The sequence below is a fragment of the Microbacterium sp. Z6_144 genome (assembly GCF_057197625.1).
This window is the reverse complement of record NZ_JBXVPT010000001.1, coordinates 2,213,113-2,235,146: the sequence shown is the minus strand read 5'-3', so window position 1 is coordinate 2,235,146 and position 22,034 is coordinate 2,213,113. Positions and strand designations below refer to the sequence as shown.

The following is a 22,034-nucleotide window of genomic DNA, read 5'->3' as shown; positions in this document are numbered from 1 at the left end:
GTGGTGCGGCCTAGGATTGACAGGTCATGGCAACTCGCACACCTCGCCGGATGACCGGCATCGGCAGGGTCCTCGTGATCGTCTACCTGGTCATGGCGCTCGCGGCCACCGGCCGCTCGTTCGTTCAGATCGTGGAGCGCTTCGACGAGGCGCCGCTGGCGTACACCCTGTCGGCCGTCAGCGCGGCCGTCTACATCCTCGCGACCCTGGCGCTCATGTTCGCCGGGCGGCGCCCCTGGTATGCGGTGGCGTGGGCGGCGATCGTCTTCGAACTCGCCGGCGTGCTCGTCGTGGGAACCCTCAGTCTCCTGCTGCCCGAGCTCTTCCAGGACCCCACCGTGTGGTCGCTGTACGGCAACGGGTACCTCTTCGTTCCGCTCATCCTCCCCTTCCTCGGGCTGTGGTGGCTCGCCGCGCACCGTGCTCCGGCGCCCGCTCCGGTGGCGGTGGCGTCGTGATCGTCTTCCGCGATCCGGCTGAGATCCCCGCCGGCTTCGGCCCGTCGGTCGTCGCCATCGGCAAGTTCGACGGCGTGCACGCCGGGCACCGCGCGGTGATCGACCGGGCCCGGGTGGACGCCGCGACCGGCGCGCGCGTGGTCGCCGTCACCTTCGATCGCAACCCGCTGCGGCTGCTACGACCCGAGCAGAGCCCTGCCGACCTCATCGGCGTGCACCAGAAGCTCGACCTCCTCGAGCGCGCCGGCGTCGACGCGACGCTGCTGCTCACCTTCGACGAGGCGCTGGCCGAGCTGACCGCGGAGGAATTCGTCCGCCATGTGCTGGTCCGGGCGCTGGGCGTGCGCACGGTACTCGTGGGCCAGGACTTCCGCTTCGGTCGCGGCGGCGCGGGTGACCCCGACCTCCTCCGCGAGATGGCGCGCGAGTACGGCTTCGTCGTCGACGTCGTCGACGACGTCCGCGCCATCGACGACGATCGTCGCGTGTCCTCGACGTGGATCCGCGAACTCCTCGGCCATGGCGACGTCGAGCGGGCGGCGAAACTCCTGGGACGCGCGCCGTCGGTGTGGGGCGAGGTCGTGCACGGGCTCAAGCGGGGGCGCGAGCTGGGCTACCCCACCGCCAACCTGTCGCCCGAACTGGAAGGGTTCGTTCCCGCCGACGGGGTGTACGCCGGCTGGCTGATCGATGAGAGGTCGCAGGCGGGGCTCCGGCCCGGCACCCGGTACGCCGCAGCCATCAGCGTCGGGGTCAATCCGACCTTCGGCGACGTGCCCGTGCGCCAGGTGGAGGCCTACGTCCTCGACGAGACCGACCTGGACCTCTACGGTCACCGCGTCGAGGTGAGGTTCGTCGCCCGCATCCGCGGAATGGTCGCGTTCGAGGGCATCGACGCGCTCAAGGACCAGATGGCGGACGACGTCGATCGGGTGCGCAGCGTCCTCAGCGAGTCGCAGGAACGCAGCGGTCAGTAGGACGAGTCATCGCGCGCGCCCGTCGCACCCGTGCCGGTCTCGATGGCCCGCAGTTCTCCCAGGATGGTCGCGCTCGCGCTGGTGCCCAATCGGGTCGCCCCCGCCTCGAGCATGGCCAGCGCGGTGTCGAGGCCCCGCACGCCCCCGGACGCCTTCACCTGCACGTCGGGCCCGACACTGGCGCGCATGAGCCGCACGTGCTCCACGCTCGCCCCGCCCCCGCCGAACCCGGTCGAGGTCTTCACGAACGCCGCTCCGCCGGCCTCGGCCAGCCGGCTGCCGCGGGCGATCTGCTCGTCGTCGAGGTACGAGGTCTCCAGGATCACCTTCGTGACGCGTCCGGCCGCCGCATCCACCACCGCCTGGATGTCGGCCACGACCTCGGCGTCGAACCGCGACCGCAGGTACCCGATGTTCACGACCATGTCGACTTCGCTCGCGCCATCGGCGAGGGCCTGGGTCGCTTCGGCCACCTTCGCGGCGGTCGACGTGGTGCCGTGCGGGAACCCGATGACCGTGCCGACGGCCACCCCGGTCCCATCCAATCGGCGCACGGCGTGCGAGATGTCGGAGGGGCGTACGCAGACGCTGAACACCCCCCACTCGGCAGCGACGTCGAGGTCGGCATCGACCTGTGCGCGGGTGAGTTCGGGCTTGAGGATGGCGTGGTCGATCGTCGCGGCGAGCTCGCGTTCGGTGATGCGGGACATGCCTCCAGCCTAGGCGCGGACCCGATTGCGGATTCCGAGGAACGACACCACGCCGCCGGCAGCGAGGAGCGTCGCTGTGACGATCGCCGCGCGATGGAACCCCGCGAGGTCCAGCGACCCGCCGACGATCGTGGACAGCAGGGCGATCACGATGAGCCCGGCCACGCGCGAGACCGCGTTGTTGACCGCTGAGGCGATGCCCGAGCGGCTCGCATCGATGGAGCCGAGGACCGTCGCCGTGAGAGGCGCCACGGTCAGGGTGAGCCCGATCCCGAACATCAGCACGCTCGGCAGTACCTGCCACCAGTAGGAGAAGTCCTCCGACACGCTCAGGAGCAGGAGCGCCCCCGCGGCCATGACCAGCGGCCCGGCCGTCATGAACGCGCGGGAACCCCGCCGCCCGGCTAGGGCGCCGACGCGAGAGCTGAATGCGATCATCAGGACGGTGACGGGAAGGGTTGCCAAGCCGGCGAGCGTCGCGGGGAGACCGGCGCCCTGCTGGAGGTACACACCCAGGACGAACCCGTTCAGCGACAGCGCGGCGTACACGAACCCGGTCGCGAGGTTGCCTGTCCAGAAGTTCCGCACGCGGAAGAGGCTCAGCGGCATCATCGGCTGCCGGGCGAACCGCTGGCGCACGAGGAAACCCGCGAACGACGCCAGTCCGACCGTCATCGTGCCCCAGATCAGGGGGGAGGCCCACCCCAGGGTCGGCTGCTCGATGAGCGCGAAGACGCTCGCTCCCAGCCCGATGGTGCACAGCGCTGCCCCCAGGAGGTCGACCGTGGCGCCGGGGCGGCGGGAATCGCGGTGGCCGAGGCGCACCATGAGCCAGAGGGTGACGGCCAGTGGCGCGACGTTGATGAGGAACACGAGGCGCCACGACAGCAGGTCGACGAAGAGCCCGCCGAGAACCGGGCCGGCGATCATGGCGCCGGTGGTCGCAGCCGTCCAGATGCCGATCGCGCGTGCCTGCGCGGCATCCCGGAAGTTCGCCGTGATCAGCGCCAGCGAACTCGGCACCAGGAGCGCGCCGGCCACGCCCTGGAGGGCTCGGGCGGCGATGAGGAACTCGGGGGTGGCTGCCGCGGCGACCGCGATCGAGGTGACACCGAATCCGATCACGCCGATGGTGAGCACCCGGAGCCGGCCGAGGACGTCGCTCAGCGAGCCGGCCACCAGGATGAGTGCGCCGAGGGTGACGAGGTAGGCGTCCACGACCCACTGCTGGGTGGTGAGCCCCCCGCCCAGGTCTTCCTGGATGGCCGGAAGAGCGACCGTGACGACGGTTCCGTCCAGGAAGGAGACGAACGACCCGAGGATGGCGATCCACAGGACCAGCCGCTGGTCCCGGGTCATCGGCTCCGTCATGGCACCACCCTACGACCGGATGCCGACTGGCTCGAAATACCCCAGGGGGGTATTCTGTTGTCGAGGCAGGAGGCAGAATGTCGACGCACACGGAGCACGCGGCAGCGGGGGAGGCACGCCGTGAGGCGACCCTCGACATCACGGGGATGACCTGCGCGAGCTGCGTCACGCGCGTGGAGAAGCGGCTGCGGGCAGTGGATGGCGTGGAGGCGACGGTCAATCTGGCCACCGAGTCGGCGCGCGTGAGCTTCCCCGACGACGTCGACAGCGCGCGGCTCGTGCGGGCGGTGCGGGAGGCCGGCTACGACGCCCGCGTCCGCACCCGGACCCCCGTTCGCCGCCGCGAGGCGCCCGCGGGTGGCGCGGGCCACGATCGGGATTCCCACGATCACGCCGGTCAGGATCACGCGGGTCACGACTCGGCCGGCCACGATCACGCCGGTCACGACTCGGCCGGTCACGATCACGCCGGTCACGACTCGGCTGCAGGGGGTCATGACCACGACGTGGAAGATCGCCTCGGCACCGCCACTCTCCGGACGCGCCTGCTGGTCTCCCTCGCGCTGGCGCTGCCCGTCGTCGCCCTCGGCATGGTCCCTGCGTGGCAGTTCCCGGGGTGGCAGTGGGTGTCGCTCGTCCTGACGGCGCCGATCGTGCTGTGGGGCGGCTGGCCGTTCCACCGGGCCACCATTGCCAACGCCCGCCATGGCGCGGCGACGATGGACACCCTGATCACGCTCGGAACGTTCGCGGCCTTCCTCTGGAGCGTGTGGGCGCTGTTCTTCGGGTCGGCCGGGCGGATCGGCATCCAGCACGAGGTCGTCCTGTTCGGGCCCGTGCACGACGCCACCGCGCTGGTGTATTTCGAAGTCGCCGCGGCCGTGACGGTGTTCCTGCTGCTCGGGCGCTTCATCGAGCAGCGGTCCAAGCGCCGCGCCGGTTCGGCGCTGCGCGCCCTGCTCGACCTCGGTGCGCGCGACGTGGAGCTCGAAAGCGGCGCGAGCATCCCTGTCGAGCAGCTCCGGGTGGAGGACAGGTTCGTGGTCCGCCCCGGCGGCACGATCGCTGCCGACGGCGTGGTCGTGGCCGGCTCGGCCGCCGTGGACGAGAGCATGCTCACGGGCGAATCCGTCCCCTCGGAGGTGACCACCGGTGCGACCGTGACCGGTGGCACCATCGCCGTCGACGGACGCCTCGTCGTGCGCGCGACCTCCGTCGGCGAAGACACGCGACTGGCGCACATCGCGCGCCTGGTCGAACAGGCCCAGACCGGCAAGAGCCGCGTGCAGCGCCTCGCCGATCGTGTGTCGGCGGTGTTCGTCCCCGTCGTCATCGGCTTGGCCGTCCTGACCCTGGTGGGCTGGATGGTGGCGGGCGCATCCCCGGCAGCCGGCTTCACCGCCGCGGTAGCCGTCCTGATCATCGCGTGCCCCTGCGCCCTGGGACTGGCGACCCCGATCGCAATCCTCGTCGGCACCGGGCGCGGCGCGCAGCTGGGCGTACTGATCACGGGCCCCGAGGCTCTCGAGTCCGCCCAGCGCATCGACACGATCGTCCTCGACAAGACCGGCACGCTCACGACCGGCCGCATGACCCTGATCGACGTCATCGCCGAGCCCGGCGACGACCTCGAGGCGCGCCGCGTGGCGGCCGCGCTCGAGCGTCGCTCGGAGCATCCCGTCGCCCAGGCGGTCGCCTCGGCCTCGGCCGCCGATGCGGACGTGGACGACTTCCGCTCCGCCGCCGGCGCCGGCGTCACCGGTCTGGTCGACGGCCGTGCGGCATTCGCGGGGCGTGTCGGATTCGCCCGTGACCTGGGTGCCGACCTCCCGGCCGACCTGGATGCCGCGGTCCGTGAAGGGGAGGAGCGGGGCACCGTCGTCGTCACCGGCTGGGCCGACGACGCCGGGACGCTCCGCGCACGAGCCGTCTTCATCGTCGCCGACGCCCTGCGTCCAGAAAGTGCCGAGACGGTCCGGGGACTCCGGGACGCCGGGCTGGACGTGCAGTTGCTCACGGGCGACAACCCCCGCGTCGCCGCCGCCGTCGCGGGCGAGCTGGGCATCGCGTCGGTGTCGGCCGGTGCGACGCCGGAGGAGAAGGTCGCGGTGCTCGAGCGCCTGCGCGCCGAGGGGCGCACGGTGGCGATGGTCGGCGACGGTGTCAACGACGCGGCGGCCCTTGCCACGGCAGACCTGGGCATCGCGATGGGCGGGGGCACCGACGCGGCCATGCACGCGAGCGATGTCACCCTCATCCGCAGCGACCCGCGTGGAATCCTGACCGCGGTCCGCCTCAGCCGGAGGACCATGCGAGTCATCCGGGAGAATCTGTTCTGGGCGTTCGCGTACAACGTCGCAGCGCTCCCCCTGGCGGCTCTGGGCCTGCTGAACCCCATGATCGCGGGGGCGGCGATGGCGTTCTCGAGCGTCTTCGTGGTGCTCAACAGCCTCCGGCTGCGACGCGCCCGCTGACGCCGGCATCCGGCGCCTCGCCGCACTCGGACGCTGAGTATGCGCTCGAAGCGCTAGACTATATGGCGGAGCCCCACGGCCCGACGACGCAGCCCGCTGAAGCGGGCGCATGCGACCGGGTGGGGGAACCGCCCCGCGGGAGTCACGGCTCGCGCCGCCCCCCGGGACCGCAGACCCACCGGATCAGCCGTCGATGACGTCGAGAACCGGATGACACGCTCAGGAGGAGCATGCCGACCACGGCGACCGCCGCTTCCGGCTCTGGCCAGAAGCGCAGGAAGTCCTCGTCCGCCCGCCGCGACGACGAGGCCCCTCTCATCCCGATCCTCGCGCGCAAGGTGCGCGAGGTCGAGGCGAAGGCTCAGCGCGGCAAGCTCGGCCCCACCAACCGGGTGAAATTCCAGGTGATCGCCTTCCTCGTCCGCGAGGAGCGCGCACGGGTGAAGGCTGATACCGAGCTGACCGATGCGACCCGCGCCGAGCTGCTGAAGCGCCTCGACGGCGTCGCCACGATCCTCGCCAAGACGGCTGCGCGCGACACGTCGCTCATCCAGCTGCTCGAGGGCGACCAGGCGGCCTCGCCTGTCGCCCGGCGGATGCGTCGTGACTGGCTCCTGGAGTCGGGAGCAGAGCTGCCCCCCGATGAGCTCATCATCACCGACGTGGCACCCCCCACGGCCCAGGTCGTCCCGGCCGCGCTGGCCGAACGCCAGGTCTTCCCCGCGGCGGTCGAAGCGCGCAAGATGGCCCATCCGTTCCTCGCGCCCGATCTGACGGCGCGGCCCGCGCAGACGACGCCCCGGCGCCGCTTGGACGGCTGGGAACTCATGGGACCCCTCTACAAGGCGTTCGAGACGGGCGCCGGCGGTTCGGCCGCATCCATGGACCTTCCCGAGGTTCCCGAGTACGACCGCCTCTCGCCCAAGGGCCTGGACGTCATGCCGCACCAGTCGCGGTTCCTCGAAGCCGTCCGCGAGGGACACCGGACGTTCCTCCTGGCCGACGAGCCGGGCCTCGGCAAGACGGCCGAGTCGGTGCTGGCGGCATCCGTCGCCGACGCCTACCCGCTGCTGGCGGTCGTTCCGAACGTGGTGAAGATGAACTGGGCGCGCGAGGTGCACCGATGGACCCCGCAGCGCCGCGCCACGGTGATCACGGGCGACGGCGAGGACATGGACGCCTTCGCGGACGTGTTCATCGTCAACTACGAGATCCTCGACCGGCACCTGTCGTGGCTCAGCTCGATCGGCCTGAAGGGCATGGTCGTCGACGAGGCGCACTTCATCAAGAACCTCACATCGCAGCGCTCGCAGAACGTGCTGGCTCTGGCGACCCGCATCCGCGAGCAGGTGCGTGACCCGCTCCTGCTTGCGCTGACGGGAACACCGCTCATCAACGATGTCGAGGACTTCGACGCCATCTGGCGCTTCCTCGGCTGGACGAACGGGGAGAAGCCCGGACCGGACCTGATGGAGAAGCTCGACTCGACGGGGCTCACCCCCGCTGACAAGGCGTTCTATCCGCAGGCGCGCGACGCGGTCATCTCGATGGGCATCGTGCGCCGCAAGAAGAAGGACGTCGCCGCCGACCTGCCCGACAAGCTCGTCGCCGACCTGCCCGTCGAGCTCGACGACGAGGAGGGTCGCTCGATCCGACGCGCCGAGCGCGAGCTCGCCGACCGGCTCGCGGCCAAGTACCGCCGTATCGTCGACGCCCGCGGAGACAGGGGTCTGCCTGCGGGCGAGATCGATCACGACATCGTGCGCCTGGTCGCGCAGAACGAGCTCGACGAGTCCAAGGCCGCAGGGTCGGGGTCGGAGAACGTGTTCACGATGGTCCGCCGCATCGGCAAGGCCAAGGCGCACCTGGCCGCCGACTACACCGTGCAGCTGCAGCGCTCGGTGGGCAAGGTGGTGTTCTTCGCCAAGCACATCGACGTCATGGATGCTGCGGAAGCCCACTTCGCGGCATCCGGGGTGCGCACGGTCTCCCTCCGCGGCGACCAGTCCACGCCCGCGCGTCAGGCCGCCATCGACGCGTTCAACAACGACCCCGGCGTGGGGATCGCGGTGTGCTCCCTCACCGCGGCCGGCGTCGGCGTGAACATGCAGGCCGCCTCCAACGTCGTGCTCGCCGAGCTCAGCTGGACCGCCGCCGAGCAGACGCAGGCCATCGACCGCGTGCACCGCATCGGCCAGGACGAGCCGGTCACCGCATGGCGGATCATCGCTGCGCACACGATCGACACGAAGATCGCCGAGCTCATCGACTCCAAGCAGGGGCTCGCCCTGCGGGCGCTCGACGGCGTGGCGATGGACGCGACCTCGAGCGACTCGGTGCAGCTCAGCGCCCTCACCCACCTGCTGCGGCAGGCTCTCGGGGGCGACTGACGCTCGCCGGGGCGTATGGCAGGTCTGCATGACACCGCGCTAGGGTCGGGGTGGCAGCGTCGCCGGCCCCTTCATCCGACACAGCGAGGACCACAGCTATGAAGATCGGCATCCTGACGAGCGGCGGGGACTGCCCCGGCTTGAACGCCGTCATCCGCGGCGCGGTGCTCAAGGGCACGACGACGTACGACATCGAATTCGTCGGCATCCGCGATGGATGGCGCGGCGTCGTCGACGCGGACTTCTTCCCGCTGACCCGCCATGAGGTGAAGGGCCTGTCCAAAGTGGGCGGCACCATCCTCGGCACCAGCCGGACCAACCCCTATGAGGGACCGCGCGGGGGAGCGGAGAACATCGCCAAGACCCTGTACGGCCACCGCATCGACGGCGTCGTCGCGATCGGCGGCGAAGGCACCCTCGCCGCGGCTGACCGGTTGTCCAAGGACGGCATCAACGTGCTGGGCGTGCCCAAGACGATCGACAACGACCTCCGCGCCACCGACTACTCGTTCGGTTTCGACACGGCCGTGAACATCGCCACGGACGCGATGGACCGCCTCCGCACCACCGGCGACTCGCACCAGCGCTGCATGGTCGCCGAGGTCATGGGCCGCCACGTCGGCTGGATCGCCCTGCATGCGGGCATCGCCGCCGGTGCTCACGTCATCTGCATCCCCGAGGTCCCCATGTCGATCGAGGAGATCTGCGCGCAGGTCTCGCGCGCCCACGACCGCGGCCGCGCGCCGCTGGTGGTCGTGTCGGAGGGGTTCACGCTGAAGGGCATGGATCACGCGTACAGCGACAAGGGCCTGGATGCGTTCAACCGCCCGCGCCTGGGCGGGATCAGCGAGATCCTTGCGCCGGAGATCGAGCGGATCACGGGCATCGAGACCCGCTCCACGGTGCTCGGCCACATCCAGCGCGGCGGCTCGCCGTCGGCCTTCGACCGTGTGCTCGCCACGCGCCTGGGCCTGCACGCCGCTGATGCCCTCATGGACGAGGACTGGGGGCAGATGGTCGCGATGCGCGGCACCGACATCGTCCGCGTGCCGTTCGCCGACGCTCTGGGCGAACTCAACTCCGTTCCGTACTACCGCTACGAGGAAGCCGCCGCTCTCTTCGGCTGACCCGCCTTCCGCGGTCCTGCCGTGCGCGGTCGCGCCTGCCCAACCCGCCGTGCGTGCGCCCACCCTGCCTGCAGTCCGGTGCCCGGTCGCTGCATGTCTCAGCCTCAGCGATCCATGTCTCAGCTTCTGCAAGCCAGAGGCGTCGCATTTGCCGGAATTGAGACACGGGTGGGCGCCGGTGGGGTGGGCGGGGGGCGACCGGGAGAGGAGCAGGGCGAGGCGGCAGGGCGAGGAGCAGGGCGAGGCGGCAGGGCGAGGAGGCAGGGGGGCCGCGCCATCCCGCCCGCCTTGCGCGATCGCGCCCTCTGCAGTCCTGTGCCTGGTCCCTGCATGTCTCAGCCTCAGCGATCCATGTCTCAGCTTCTGCAAGCCGGAGGCGTCGCATTTGCCGGAATTGAGACACGGGCGGGCGCCGGTGGGGTGGGTGGGGGGCTACCGGGAGAGGGCAGGATGAGGAGGCAGGGCGAGGAGGCAGGGAGAGGGGACGGGCGAGGCGGCAGGACCACGCGGGTCAGTGGGGGCCGCGCCATCCCGCCCGCTCCAGGGCCTCGCGCACGAGTGTCACGGCGCCGCGTCCGTCCCCCCGCATGTGGTGTGTGAGGATGCGGACATGGTCCCAGCCCTCGCGGCGGATCGCCGCCCACCTGTCGGCATCCCTGGCGAACTGGCGATCGTCCTCCGCGTGCACTCTGCCGTCGTACTCGGGTCCCACCCGCCACCGCGGATAAGCAAGGTCCAGCTCAGCCACCGCTCGACCATGCGCGTCGCGGAGCACCCAGTTGATCTCGGGTTCGGGAAGGCCGGCACGTACCAGCAGGAGGCGGAGCGAGGTTTCTCTCGGCGATCGCGGACCAACGCGTACCTCGGCGAGCGCGCGGGTCAGCACGCCGCGGCGCACATCGCCCATCGCGGCCACCTCCTCCCGGAGCTCTCCGACGGTGGCCAGGGGCCGGTCGCCGGAGACGAGGAAGTCCGCGGCTGCGATGAGGTCATCCAGCCGCCAGAGAGTGCCGGTCTGCCGCATGCCCGCACCGGATGCTCCACGGGCCACCCCCGTGCATCGACGAGGCAGGCGTCGTCGCGCATTGCAGGCGGTGCGCCCGCACCCCCGCCACGCGCGGCGGATAGGCAGGTCGGTGTGTCGCGACGTGCACGGCGGGGCGGTACGGATAGCCCGGCGCCGGTAGGCCGAGGAGAACGAGCGCCGTCTCGTGGCTGAAGAACTGGCCGCGGGTCAGGCGCGGCGCATACTCGTCGCACCGCCCGACCAGTTCCACCGGCGGGGGGCCGGATGCTCGCACGCCGGGGTAGGGCGCGCGGAGGTCGACGCGACGTAGGGAGTGCGGAGAGGCGCCGAGGTGAACCGCCTCCCGCACGCTGAAGGTCGGGGGGAGGGATTCGGGGAGGGCGCGGCGTCTCGGCACGCCCGTCAGCCTTCCGCTCGACGCGCTTCGTTCCACCCCTCCACGCGCTACCGGGGGATAACCCCACCGCCCGCCCCACATGGGGAGGACACCTCATGTCTCACCATCCGCAAGGTCTGGCCCCCACCTCTCCACGCGCTACCGGGGGATAACCCCACCGCCCGCCCCACTTGGGAGGACAGCCCATGTCTCACCATCCGCAAGGTCTGCCCCCTCGCCTTGCAGAAGGTGAGACACGCACGGCGGAAAGTGAGACACGCACGGCGGATAGTGAGACACGCGCCATGGAGGCGGCGGAGGGAGGGGCGCAGGGGCAGAGGGAAAGGGCGGAGGGGGACGGGGAGGGGCGCGGGGTCAGTCGTCGGCGAGGGCGAGCACGTCCAGGAGCCACGCGAGCTCGAAGGCGCGCTCGCGCCAGGCGTTGTACCGGCCGCTCACTCCGCCGTGGCCGGCGACCATCTCGCACTTCAGCAGCGCATCGGCTCCCACCTCGCGGAGGCGCGCGACCCACTTGGCCGGCTCGACGTAGAGGACCCGCGTGTCGTTGAGAGACGTGACGGCCAGGATGCGGGGGTACCGCACCCCCTCGCGGACGTTCTCGTACGGCGAGTACGACTTCATGTACGCGTAGACGTCGGGGTCGTGCAGGGGATCGCCCCACTCGTCCCATTCGATGACCGTGAGCGGCAGCGACGGGTCGAGGATCGTCGTCAGCGCGTCCACGAACGGCACGTCGGCCAGGATTCCGGCGAACAGCTCGGGAGCGAGGTTGGCGACGGCGCCCATCAGCAGGCCGCCCGCGCTCCCGCCCTCGGCGACCATCCGGTCCGCGGTGGTGTAGCCGGCGTCGATGAGGTGGCGGGCGCAGTCGACGAAGTCGGTGAACGTATTGCGCTTGGACTGCAGCTTGCCGTCCTCGTACCACTGGCGGCCGAGCTCCCCGCCGCCGCGCACGTGCGCCACGGCGAAGATCACGCCGCGGTCCAGCTCCGACAGTCGTGCCACCGAGAATCCCGGGTCGATCGAGTGCTCGTACGAGCCGTAGCCGTACAGGTGCACGGGGCGGGGCGCCGCCCCCGCCTCGCCGAAGGACCGCTTCCACACGACCGAGATCGGCACCTGTGTGCCGTCCTGCGCCGTCGCCCACACGCGCGCCTGCGCGTAGTCGTCGGGGTCGTAGCCGCCGAGCACGGGCTGGCGCTTGCGCAGCAGCAGCTCACCCGTGGCGATCGCGTAGTCATAGACGGTCCCCGGCGTCACGAACGACCCGTACCCGAGACGCAGCAGCGGCGGGGCCCACTCGGGATTCCCCGCGGTGCCCACGCTGTACAGGGGCTCGCCGAACTCGAGTTCGTCCAGCGACCCGTCGGCGTAATCCAGGAGCGCCACCCGGGCGATGCCCTCCCGGCGGTAGGCGGTGACGCCCCAGTCGCGGAACGTGTCGATGTCGAGCAGACGCCGTCCCGGCTCGTGCGCGAGCACCACCGAGCGCTCACCCTGGGGGTCGGATGCGGCGACGCGGACCAGCTCGAAGTCCAACGCGCCGTCGTTGTGCAGGACGTACAGCACGTCCTCGCCGTCGACGATGGCATGGGATGCGGAATACTCCACGCCCTCGCGGCGAGGCCAGATCACGCGCGGCTCGGCGCGCAGATCCTCGGCATCGACGAGCCACTCCTCGCTGGTGATGGAGGACCCGACCTCGATCACGAGGTATCGGTCGCTGCGCGTGAAACCGGCGCCCACCCAGTAGCGCTCGTCCGGCTCCGTGAACAGCTTCAGGTCGTCGGCCACGGCGGTGCCGATTTCGTGCACCCAGACGGTGTCGGGCCGCCACGCGTCATCCATGGTCGTGTAGACGATGAACCGGCCGTCGGGGGAGAAGCTCGCGCCGGCGAACGTTCCCGGGATCTCGTCGGAGAGGTTGTCGCCCGTGGTCAGGTCGCGGACCCGCAGCGTGTACCTCTCGTCTCCGGCCGCGTCGACGCCGTACAGCATCCGGTCGCCGTCGGCGGAGACTTCGAAGCTCCCCAGCGAGAAGAAGTCGTGGCCCTCCGCCTCGACGTTGCCGTCGAGCAGGATCTGTTCGCCGGGGACGGCGACGCCGGGGGAGAGGTCGGGCGGCGTCCAGTCATCGGGTGCGGAGATCGGAGCCCGGCATTGGATGCCGTACTCGCTGCCCTCTGCGGTGCGGCCGTAATACCACCAGTGCCCGCGACGGGTCGGCACCGACAGGTCGGTCTCGAGGGTGCGGCCCTTGATCTCCGCGAAGATCCGTTCGCGGAGGCTCTGCAGGTCGGCGGTGCGCGCCGCCGTGAAGGCGTTCTCGGCCTCGAGGTGAGCGATCACCGCGGGGTCGTCCTTCTCCCGCAGCCACTCGTACGGGTCGTCGAACGTGTCGCCGTGGTGGGTGCGGGCCACCGGCTTGCGGTCCGCCTGCGGCGCGGTCGGGGGTGCTGCGGTGTCGGTCACGCTTCCACGCTAGTGGAGTGTGACGGGAGGGAGCCGGGGAGGCAAGTTTGACCCGGGCAGGCGAGGGTGTCAGGATTCTGCGGTGCCCGGTGAACGGGACACGACTCGACGGTGAACTGTTCGTTCGTCACACGGCCGCCCCGGCGGCCACCCATCCCCTCACGGAAAGCGAACGGTGGAGACCGCAACTCTCGTCATCGTGCTGGTCATTGTGCTGGCGCTGTTCTTCGACTTCACCAACGGATTCCACGACACCGCGAACGCGATGGCCACCCCCATCGCGACGGGCGCCCTCAAGCCCCGGGTCGCGGTGCTACTGGCGGCCGTGCTGAACCTCGTCGGAGCGTTCCTGTCCACCGAGGTGGCCAGGACCATCTCCGGCGGGATCGTGCGGGAGGACCAGATATCCGCCGCCATCTTCCCCGCGATCATCTTCGCCGGGCTGATCGGCGCCATCACGTGGAACATGCTCACGTGGCTGCTGGGGCTTCCTTCCAGCTCCTCGCACGCCCTGTTCGGCGGACTCATCGGCGCCACGCTGGTGGGGGTGGGTGCCATGGCCATCGACTTCGGGGTCGTGATGTCCAAGGTCATCCTCCCGGCGGTGATCGCCCCCCTGACAGCCGGCATCATCGCCTTCACGGTGACCAAGATCGCCTATGCCGTCACGCGCAGGTACGACTCCAGGCCCGATGGGCGCGACGGGTTCCGCTGGGGGCAGATCTTCACCTCCAGCCTCGTGGCGTTGGCGCACGGCACCAACGACGCGCAGAAGACCATGGGCGTCATCACGCTCGCCTTGATCACGGTCGGGTGGCAGTCGGCCGATCGGCACGAGCCGCAGTTGTGGGTGGTCGTGGCGTGCGCGGTCACGATCGCCCTGGGCACGTACATGGGCGGATGGCGCATCATCCGCACGCTCGGGAAGGGCCTCACCGACGTCAAGCCTGCGCAGGGCTTCGCGGCGGAGACCTCGACCGCGTCGACGATCCTCGCCTCCAGCGCCCTCGGGTTCGCCCTGTCGACCACGCAGGTGGCGTCCGGCTCGGTGATCGGCTCCGGACTGGGGCGACGCGGTTCGGTCGTCCGCTGGCGCACCGTCGGCCGGATCATGGTGGGGTGGCTGCTCACCCTGCCGGCAGCCGGCGGCGTGGGGGCGCTCGCGGCCCTGCTGGTCGTGTGGCTCGGACCGTGGGGAATCGCCCTGGACGCGGTTCTCGCCGTCGTCGTGGTGCTGGGCATGTTCTGGCGTTCCCGCCGCAACCAGGTCACCTCTGCCAACGCGATGAGCGAAGTGGCCGGCTCCGGCCGCGCGGTGAAGGTCACGCGCAACCCGCCGCCCACCCGCCGTCAGCGCCGGCTCGCCGACGCGGACAGCGCCGCCGCATCCCGCCACTCCTCCGACACCGACGAGGGGACGCGCCCGTGATCGCGATCGACTGGCTCGCATTCGTCCAGGTGTTCGTCGTGGCGCTCGTGGGCGCGCTGATCGTCGTGAGCTTCTACGCCCTGGGGCTGCGGATGCTGGTACGGGCCGGGCGAGTGCCCGTCGTGGCGCCGGCGGAGTTCACGGACGCGATCGCCGTCGTCACCGAGAAGCAGCGCCGCCGCGCGGCGAAGGCGGCGGCCAAGGCCGCGAGGAAGAGCCCGCTCAGCGCCACCCAGAAGCGGATCGCGCTGGCCGCGGCATACGGATGCTTCGTCGTGTGCGGGCTCGCCGTGCTGGGCGGCATCCTCCTCATCGTCCTCGGACGCTGAGGGTCGGCGGCCCGCTCTAGGGTGGAGCCATGGTCGCAGCGGTCCGATTCGGTCAGCATCCCCCCGCCCGCCGGGTGATCGTGCACGTCAGTGACACGCATCTGCTCGCCGGCGGCCGGCAGCTTGGCGGTCGCTACGACACGGTCGCGAACCTCACGCGCACCCTGGAGTCCGTCGAGGCGCTCGGCCTCCGCCCCGACGCGATCGTGTTCACCGGCGACCTCACCGACCTCGGCGAGCCCGAGGCCTACCGCACCCTGCGCGCGACCGTCGACCCCGTCGCCGCGCGCCTGGGTGCGCCGGTGATCTGGGTCGCGGGAAACCACGATGAGCGGCCCGCGATGCGCCAAGACCTTCTCGGGCTCGCACCCACGGAGGAGCCGGTCACGGGCACCTGGGACCTCGGCGGCCTGCGCCTGGTCGCGCTGGACAGCACGGTTCCCGGGTGGCATCACGGAGACCTCGACGCCGCACAGCTGGCGTGGCTGCGGGAAGTCCTCGCGGAGCCCGCCCCCCTCGGCACGATCCTCGCCCTCCACCACCCCCCGCTTCCCACGCACATCCCCTTGTTCGACATCCTCGAGCTGCGCGACCAGGACGGACTCGCCGCCGCGATCGCGGGGAGCGACGTGCGCCTCATCCTCGCCGGCCACCTGCACTACTCCACGAGCGGCACCTTCGCGGGGGTCCCCGTGAGCGTGTCCGCGGCGACCTGCTACACGATGGATCTCGCGCGTCCGGCCGTCGAGGTCAACGGCATGGATGCCGGGCAGTCCTTCCACCTCGTCCACGTGTACGACGACACCGTCACGTCGGCGGTGGTCCCCGTGGTCGATGCCGAGCCGTCGGGATACTTCACCGCGGCATGGGTCGAGGAGATGGCGCAGCTGACCGCCGAGCAGCGCCTCGAGGCGTTCTCGCGCAAGCGCCCGACGACCTGACCCGGGCGACCGAGGAGCGGGGCGGCAACACGCGGCAGGCAGGGCGCACCGCGGGGCTGGGCGGTACGCTCGAAGCACCCCGGACCGCCGTGAACGACCCACAAGGACATCACATGCCTCTGGACGAACCGACGCGTACGCGTCTCGAGACCGATTCGCTCGGTTCCCTGGAGATCCCCGCGGATGCCTATTGGGGCATCCACACGGCGCGGGCGCTGGAGAACTTCCCGATCTCCAAACGTCCCATCTCGGTCTACCCGAACCTGGTCTGCGCGCTGGCGATGGTGAAGCAGGCTTCGGCCCGCGCCAACTGCGAGATCGGCGTCCTCGACGCCGACAAGGCGGAGCTGATCGACGCGGCCGCGCAGCGGGTGATCGACGGAGAGTTCCACGAGCAGTTCGTCGTGGGCGTCATCCAGGGCGGTGCCGGCACGTCGACGAACATGAACGCCAACGAGGTGATCACCAACGTCGCGCTGGAGATCGCCGGCCGCGAGAAAGGCGACTACGGGTTCCTGTCGCCGATCGATCACACCAACCGCAGCCAGTCCACCAATGACGTGTACCCGACCGCGGTGAAAGTCGGGTTGTCGTTGACGCTGCGGAGCCTCCTGGCCGAGCTGGCGCTCCTGCGGCAGGCGTTCCTGGACAAGGCGGTGCAGTTCCACGACGTGCTGAAGGTCGGCCGCACGCAGCTGCAGGATGCCGTGCCGATGACCCTGGGCCAGGAGTTCAACGGCTTCGCCACGACGCTGGGCGAGGATTACAACCGGCTCACCGAGAACGCGTACCTGTTGTCGGAGATCAACATGGGTGCCACGGCGATCGGAACCGGGATCACGACGCATTCCGGCTACGGCCGCTCCGTGCTCCGCCACCTGCGCGAGAACACCGGCCTTGACCTGGAGACGGCGACCGATCTGGTGGAATCGACCAGCGACACCGGCGCCTTCATGTCGTTCTCCTCGTCGCTCAAGCGCAACGCCATCAAGATGTCGAAGATCTGCAACGACCTTCGCCTCCTTTCCAGCGGCCCGCAGGCCGGATTCGGCGAGATCAACCTCCCCCCGCGGCAGGCCGGTTCGAGCATCATGCCGGGGAAGGTGAATCCGGTCATCCCGGAGGTCGTCAACCAGGTCGCCTTCGCCGTGGCCGGTGCTGATCTGACGGTGACGATGGCCGCGGAGGGCGGTCAGCTGCAGTTGAACGCCTTCGAGCCGGTGATCGCGCATTCGATCTTCCAGTCGATGACGTGGATGCAGCAGGCGATGTGGACGCTGCGGGTCAACTGCGTCGAGGGCATCACCGTGAACCGCGAGCGGCTGGGGGCCATGGTCGGGGCGTCGGTGGGCGTCGTCACCGCGCTGACCCCGTTCATCGGCTACGCCGCCTCCGCGGCGCTGGCCAAGACCGCCCTGCTCACCGGTCGGAGCGTCGCCGATCTCGTCGTGGAAGCCGGCCTCATGTCGCGCGTCGAGGTCACCAAGCAGCTCTCCCCGAAGCGCCTGTCCGGGCTGGAAGCGATCACCGAGGCGATCACCGTCATCCACGCCGCGGAGAACGTGGTCGCACCGCCCGAGGGCTGAACCTCACTCCACGATGCGGCAGTGCGTCGTGAGTTCGCCGATCCCGTCGACACCGACGGTGACGGTGGACCGATCGCGCAGGAAGATCTGCGGGTCACGCGAATAGCCGGCCCCGCCGGGGCTTCCCGTGGAGATGAGGGTGCCGGGGAGCAGCGTGACGGAACGGGAGAGGTGGGAGATGAGCAGCGCCACCGACCGCACCATCTGACCCGTCGAGGCGTCCTGCACGAGGTGCCCGTCCACGACCGTCCAGATGTGGAGGTCCTGCGGGTCGGGGATCTCGTCCGCCGTCACCACGAACGGCCCGGTCGGGGTGAACCCGTCGAAGGACTTGCAGCGCGACCACTGCGCCTCCGAGAACTGGATGTCGCGGGCGGTGATGTCGTTCACCACCGTGTAGCCCCACACGTGGTCCAGCGCGTCGTCGACGCTGACGTCCTTGGCGGGCCGGCCGATGATCACGCCCAGTTCGGCCTCGTAGTCGACGGACTGGCTGAGCGTGCGGGGCCAGGAGGTGGTCGCGTCGTGACCGGTGAGCGAGTTGGGCCAGAGGACGAAGACCGTCGGGGTCGCGTCGGTCTTCAGTCCCAGCTCGCCCGAGTGCGCCGCGTAGTTCAGGCCGATGGCGAGGATCACCGGCGGGGTCAGCAGCGCCGAGGCGAAGGTCGGATCGGCCAGCGGCTCCCACGTCGCCTCGTCCTGCGCGTCCCGCACCCGCGCGAGCAGCTCGTCGCCACCGGCGACGAGGTCGTCGAGTGTCGAGGGGGCCCCGGGGAAGAACTCGTCGACGAAGGCGGTCCGACCGTCGCGGACGAGCACGAGGCGGGGCGAGCCCGACGACGGGGGGACCACATGGGCGAAACGCATGCTTCCACGCTACCGGGCGATTCGGTGCCGCCCGTGCCGTCGCGGGAGGGGCGCGCGGCGCCCCTAGGCTGGGCCCATGTCGCACCCCTCGCCGCTGTCTCAACCCCACCCTGGCGTCGGAGCGCTGATCCCGCCCGCGCCCGCGGCACCGGTCCCGCAGAGTGCGCCCGGCCGGGGCCGCGGCACCGGAGCCGCGCTCATCTGGGTGGGCGGCGTCCTCGCTCTCCTGCTGCTGGTTCTCGTGTGGTACTTCCTGCGCTTCCTCGGCCCCGGAGCATCCCTGGTCGGCATCCTGCTGGCGATCGTCCCGTTCGTGGGGGTGTGGCTGGCGGTGCGGATCGTCGACCGCTGGGAGCCCGAGCCGCGCGGCCTGGTCGTGTTCGCGATCGCGTGGGGCGCGATCGCGTCCGTCGCCATCGCCCTGGGCGTCGACCTGGTCCTGGCGGTGATGTTCGGCTCCGGCAGTCCCGTGCTCTCCGCCGTGGTGCAGGCGCCCGTCGTCGAGGAGATCGCCAAGGGGCTCGGCGTGTTCCTCATCTACGTCAGCGCGCGCCGGGCGTTCAACGGGCCGGTGGACGGGATCGTGTACGGAGCCCTTGTGGGCGCGGGCTTCGCCTTCACCGAGAACATCCAGTACTTCGCCGTGAGCCTCCTCGAGGGCGGGATCGGCGACGTGACGGTGACGTTCTTCCTGCGGGCCGTGCTCTCACCGTTCGCGCACGTGATGTTCACCGCCATGACCGGTTTCGCCCTGGGGCTGGCGGCTCGACGGGGGTTGGGCGTCGGGGGTGCGCTCCGCTACGGATCGGTCGGGCTGATCGCCGCGATCGCACTGCACGCCCTGTGGAACGGGTCGGCTGTGCTCGCCGATTTCTTCGGCCTGTACTTCACCCTCCAGGTGCCCCTGTTCGTCCTCTTCCTGCTGGGTATCGTGCTCCTTCGCCGCGAGGAGGCCCGCCTCACCCGCGCGCGGCTGGGTGAGTATGCTGCGGCGGGATGGTTCACGCCGCAGGAGGTCGACATGCTCGCGACCGCGCCGGGCCGCCGTGCGGGGCTGAACTGGGCCCGGACGCTGCGCGGGGACCGGCGCGAGCTCATGCGCACATTCATCGCGGATGCCACGGCCCTCGCTGCCGCCCGCGAGCGCGCCCTCACCGGGCGCGACCCGAACGCCGCCGATGCCGAGCGGCAGCTCCTGCGGCGTACGGCCGAGGCGCGAGGAGCGCTGTTCGCCCCGTAGCCTCCCGCGCCGGGAGAGGTCGCAGCAAGACTCAGCGCTCGGTGCCGCGGCGATGCCTGCGTGTCTACCGAGCGCTGAGTTGGCCTGCACTCAGGATCCTCCGCCTCGTCCGAGCCTGTCAAGAGGGGTCGCGCGCACTCCGGCGAGGCATGCTTGGATGAGAGCATGACCGATCGCACCAAGCCCGAATTCGACGCGCCCCAGGGGCCGGCTCCCACCGACCTCCTCATCCGTGACCTCATCGTCGGTGACGGACCCGAGGCCAAGCCCGGCGACACCGTGACCGTGCACTACGCCGGCGTGGAGTACGACTCCGGCGAGGAGTTCGACTCGTCGTGGGGGCGCGGGGAGAGCATCCAGTTCCCGCTGCGCGGCCTCATCCAGGGCTGGCAGGACGGCATCCCCGGCATGAAGGTCGGCGGACGCCGGGAGCTCATCATCCCGCCGCACCTGGCCTACGGCCCGGCCGGAGGACACTTCCTCGGCGGGAAGACCCTCATCTTCATCATCGACCTCCTCGCCGTCGGCTGACGGCGCAGAGCCGAGCACCCGGGACCCCAGGGGTCCTGGGTGCTCTTCTTTTCCCGAGCCCGGAATACATGCGTATGAATGCAGGTTGGGGCTGGGGCTTGATCCATTTGCATCCGACGAGGAGACACATGACCGACACGACAGTAACGACCGACATCCCCGGCTACCGGGCGGGCACCTGGGTGCTCGACCCCGCGCACAGCGAGGTGACTTTCACCGTTCGCCACATGATGATCTCGAAGGTCCGCGGCACCTTCGGCATGAAGAGTGCCACCCTGATCGCGCCGGAGAACCCGCTCGACGCACGCGTCGAGGCGTCGGTGGACGTGGCCTCGCTCGACACGAAGGAGGCCGGCCGGGACCAGCACCTGCGCTCGGCCGACTTCTTCGACGTCGAGAACCATCCCACGATGGAGTTCCGCTCGACGGGTGTGCGCCTCGAGGGCGGTGACTTCCTCGTCGACGGCGACCTGACCATCCGGGGCGTCACGAAGCCCGTGACCTTCTCGTTCGAGTTCGGCGGCTTCGGCACGGACCCCATGATGGGTACCTACAAGGCGGGCGCCAGCGCGAAGGCCGTCATCAACCGCGAGGACTTCGGGTTGACGTGGAACGCCGCGATGGAGACCGGCGGGGTGCTCGTCGGCAAGGAGGTCACCATGGAACTCGAGCTTGAGGGCACGCTCCAGGTCTGATCGCGAATGAAGCGGCGGATGCTCCGGCATCCGCCGCTTCGTCGTTCACGCGGGTGTGCGGGGCCTGAGGCGGATCCGCTCCTGGACGAGGAGGATCCCCAGCAGCACGATCGCCGCGCCTGCCGGCTCGTTCCAGCTGAGCGTCTCGCCCAGGACCGCGATGCCGAGGATCACCCCCACCACCGGTGTGATGTAGGTGACGGTGGACGATCGGGTCGGCCCCCACGCGGCCAGGATGTTCTGGTTCCAGATGTACGCCAGCCCGGTGCCGAGGCACCCCAGCAGGACGACGCTGGCCAGCACCCACGGGTCCCACCGCATCGGCTCGAGGAAGACCAGCGGCGACAGGACGAGCATGACGGCCGCGGCGATGCCGATGTACCCGGTGACGATGGCGATGCCGGACAGGCCGGTGTTCCCGAGGAAGCGCCGCATGTACGCGAGGCTGAAGCCGTAGCAGGCGGTGGCGACGAGTAGCGCCAGTTGCGCGAGGAGGCTGTCGCCGAGTTCGAACGTGGCGCCCGGGGCGATGATGACGACGACGCCGGCCACACCCACCGCGATGCCCACGAGCTGTCCGGCGCGCAGGCGCTCGACCCGGAACACCGCCCACGCGAGCACCGCGGTCATGATCGGCGTCGTCGCGTTGAAGATGCTCGCGAGGCTGGAGGTGACGTGCTGCTGGGCCCACGCGAAGAGCAGGTAGGGCAGGATGCAGAACGTCACGGCCACCACGCCCAGGTGTGCCCAGATCAGCGGCGAGCGAGGCAGGCGCTCCCGGCGGATGAGCACGATCGCGACCAGGGCGACGGCACCGAAGACCAGCCGCCACCACGCGACCTGGGCGAAGTTCATGCCGGTCAGGGCGACGGCGATGAACAGGAAGCTCGACCCCCAGACGATGCCGGTGAGGACGAATTGCACGCCCACGGCAAGCGGCGTGGGCGTACGGACGGGGCGGGGAGAGGTCACCCGCCGACGATAGTGCCGGCGGTGGACACGGGCGCGCGGTG

Annotated in this window: 19 protein-coding genes; 12 read left to right on the top strand and 7 right to left on the bottom strand. The window is 70.5% G+C overall.

Annotated features, from left to right (window positions below):
- Positions 1–26: 26 nt before the first annotated feature.
- Both AC2DGY_RS10930 and AC2DGY_RS10925 read left to right on the top strand, forming a co-directional pair.
- Positions 27–458, top strand: coding sequence for a hypothetical protein (locus tag AC2DGY_RS10930; protein ID WP_484509714.1), 432 nt, complete (start codon positions 27–29; stop codon positions 456–458).
- Positions 455–1,435, top strand: a complete 981-nt coding sequence (locus tag AC2DGY_RS10925; protein WP_484509713.1) for a bifunctional riboflavin kinase/FAD synthetase — start codon at positions 455–457, stop codon at positions 1,433–1,435. Before AC2DGY_RS10930 ends, AC2DGY_RS10925 begins: the two co-directional genes overlap by 4 nt.
- Here AC2DGY_RS10925 and deoC read toward each other — a convergent pair.
- Positions 1,429–2,145: a deoxyribose-phosphate aldolase gene (gene deoC / locus AC2DGY_RS10920; RefSeq protein WP_484509712.1), complete on the bottom strand. Its 717-nt coding sequence runs from the start codon at positions 2,143–2,145 to the stop codon at positions 1,429–1,431. The genes AC2DGY_RS10925 and deoC overlap by 7 nt on opposite strands.
- A 9-nt stretch (positions 2,146–2,154) precedes the next feature.
- Positions 2,155–3,516, bottom strand: coding sequence for an MFS transporter (locus tag AC2DGY_RS10915; RefSeq protein ID WP_484509711.1), 1,362 nt, complete (start codon positions 3,514–3,516; stop codon positions 2,155–2,157).
- 77 nt (positions 3,517–3,593) lie between these two features.
- Between AC2DGY_RS10915 and AC2DGY_RS10910 the strand changes: the two genes are divergently transcribed.
- The 3 genes from AC2DGY_RS10910 (at position 3,594) to AC2DGY_RS10900 (ending at position 9,507) form a co-directional block, all read left to right on the top strand.
- Entirely contained in the window at positions 3,594–5,990 is a 2,397-nt protein-coding gene (locus AC2DGY_RS10910; protein ID WP_484509710.1) for a heavy metal translocating P-type ATPase, read from the top strand.
- 230 nt (positions 5,991–6,220) lie between these two features.
- On the top strand, positions 6,221–8,380 hold the full coding sequence (locus tag AC2DGY_RS10905; RefSeq protein ID WP_484509709.1) for a DEAD/DEAH box helicase: 2,160 nt from the start codon (positions 6,221–6,223) through the stop codon (positions 8,378–8,380).
- Positions 8,381–8,478: 98 nt separating this feature from the next.
- Positions 8,479–9,507, top strand: a complete 1,029-nt coding sequence (locus AC2DGY_RS10900) for a 6-phosphofructokinase (RefSeq protein ID WP_484509708.1) — start codon at positions 8,479–8,481, stop codon at positions 9,505–9,507.
- Positions 9,508–10,018: 511 nt separating this feature from the next.
- On the opposite strand, the gene AC2DGY_RS10895 is transcribed toward AC2DGY_RS10900, so the two are convergent.
- The 3 genes from AC2DGY_RS10895 to AC2DGY_RS10885 all read right to left on the bottom strand — a co-directional run bounded on the left by AC2DGY_RS10895 (position 10,019) and on the right by AC2DGY_RS10885 (position 13,403).
- Positions 10,019–10,531, bottom strand: a complete 513-nt coding sequence (locus tag AC2DGY_RS10895) for a hypothetical protein (protein ID WP_484509707.1) — start codon at positions 10,529–10,531, stop codon at positions 10,019–10,021.
- Positions 10,497–10,931, bottom strand: a complete 435-nt coding sequence (locus AC2DGY_RS10890; protein WP_484509706.1) for a hypothetical protein — start codon at positions 10,929–10,931, stop codon at positions 10,497–10,499. Before AC2DGY_RS10890 ends, AC2DGY_RS10895 begins: the two co-directional genes overlap by 35 nt.
- A gap of 354 nt (positions 10,932–11,285) precedes the next feature.
- Entirely contained in the window at positions 11,286–13,403 is a 2,118-nt protein-coding gene (locus AC2DGY_RS10885) for a S9 family peptidase (protein ID WP_484509705.1), read from the bottom strand.
- A gap of 175 nt (positions 13,404–13,578) precedes the next feature.
- Between AC2DGY_RS10885 and AC2DGY_RS10880 the strand changes: the two genes are divergently transcribed.
- The 4 genes from AC2DGY_RS10880 (at position 13,579) to AC2DGY_RS10865 (ending at position 17,688) form a co-directional block, all read left to right on the top strand.
- The gene (locus AC2DGY_RS10880) at positions 13,579–14,832 is read left to right on the top strand and encodes an anion permease (RefSeq protein WP_484509704.1); all 1,254 of its coding nucleotides are present in this window, start codon (positions 13,579–13,581) and stop codon (positions 14,830–14,832) included.
- Positions 14,829–15,161 (top strand): peptidase, encoded by a 333-nt coding sequence (locus tag AC2DGY_RS10875; protein WP_484509703.1) that lies wholly within the window; start codon positions 14,829–14,831, stop codon positions 15,159–15,161. The genes AC2DGY_RS10880 and AC2DGY_RS10875 overlap by 4 nt, the downstream gene beginning before the upstream one ends.
- A gap of 29 nt (positions 15,162–15,190) precedes the next feature.
- Positions 15,191–16,102 carry a phosphodiesterase gene (locus AC2DGY_RS10870; RefSeq protein WP_484509702.1) on the top strand — a complete coding sequence of 304 codons (912 nt, stop codon included), beginning with the start codon at positions 15,191–15,193 and terminating at the stop codon, positions 16,100–16,102.
- A 113-nt stretch (positions 16,103–16,215) separates the two neighbouring features.
- Positions 16,216–17,688 carry an aspartate ammonia-lyase gene (locus tag AC2DGY_RS10865; RefSeq protein ID WP_484509701.1) on the top strand — a complete coding sequence of 491 codons (1,473 nt, stop codon included), beginning with the start codon at positions 16,216–16,218 and terminating at the stop codon, positions 17,686–17,688.
- A 3-nt stretch (positions 17,689–17,691) separates the two neighbouring features.
- Here the strand turns inward: AC2DGY_RS10865 and AC2DGY_RS10860 are convergent, their stop codons facing one another.
- Entirely contained in the window at positions 17,692–18,555 is an 864-nt protein-coding gene (locus AC2DGY_RS10860; RefSeq protein WP_484509700.1) for a fumarylacetoacetate hydrolase family protein, read from the bottom strand.
- 76 nt (positions 18,556–18,631) lie between these two features.
- Here AC2DGY_RS10860 and AC2DGY_RS10855 point away from each other — a divergent pair, with 76 nt between their 5' ends.
- The 3 genes from AC2DGY_RS10855 (at position 18,632) to AC2DGY_RS10845 (ending at position 21,021) form a co-directional block, all read left to right on the top strand.
- Positions 18,632–19,795 (top strand): PrsW family intramembrane metalloprotease, encoded by a 1,164-nt coding sequence (locus tag AC2DGY_RS10855; protein WP_484509699.1) that lies wholly within the window; start codon positions 18,632–18,634, stop codon positions 19,793–19,795.
- Positions 19,796–19,960: 165 nt separating this feature from the next.
- Entirely contained in the window at positions 19,961–20,326 is a 366-nt protein-coding gene (locus tag AC2DGY_RS10850) for an FKBP-type peptidyl-prolyl cis-trans isomerase (protein ID WP_484509698.1), read from the top strand.
- A 128-nt stretch (positions 20,327–20,454) separates the two neighbouring features.
- The gene (locus tag AC2DGY_RS10845; protein ID WP_484509697.1) at positions 20,455–21,021 is read left to right on the top strand and encodes a YceI family protein; all 567 of its coding nucleotides are present in this window, start codon (positions 20,455–20,457) and stop codon (positions 21,019–21,021) included.
- A gap of 45 nt (positions 21,022–21,066) precedes the next feature.
- Here the strand turns inward: AC2DGY_RS10845 and AC2DGY_RS10840 are convergent, their stop codons facing one another.
- Complete coding sequence (locus tag AC2DGY_RS10840) at positions 21,067–21,993, bottom strand: DMT family transporter (protein ID WP_484509696.1); 927 nt, start codon at positions 21,991–21,993, stop codon at positions 21,067–21,069.
- Between the last annotated feature and the right edge of the window lie 41 nt (positions 21,994–22,034).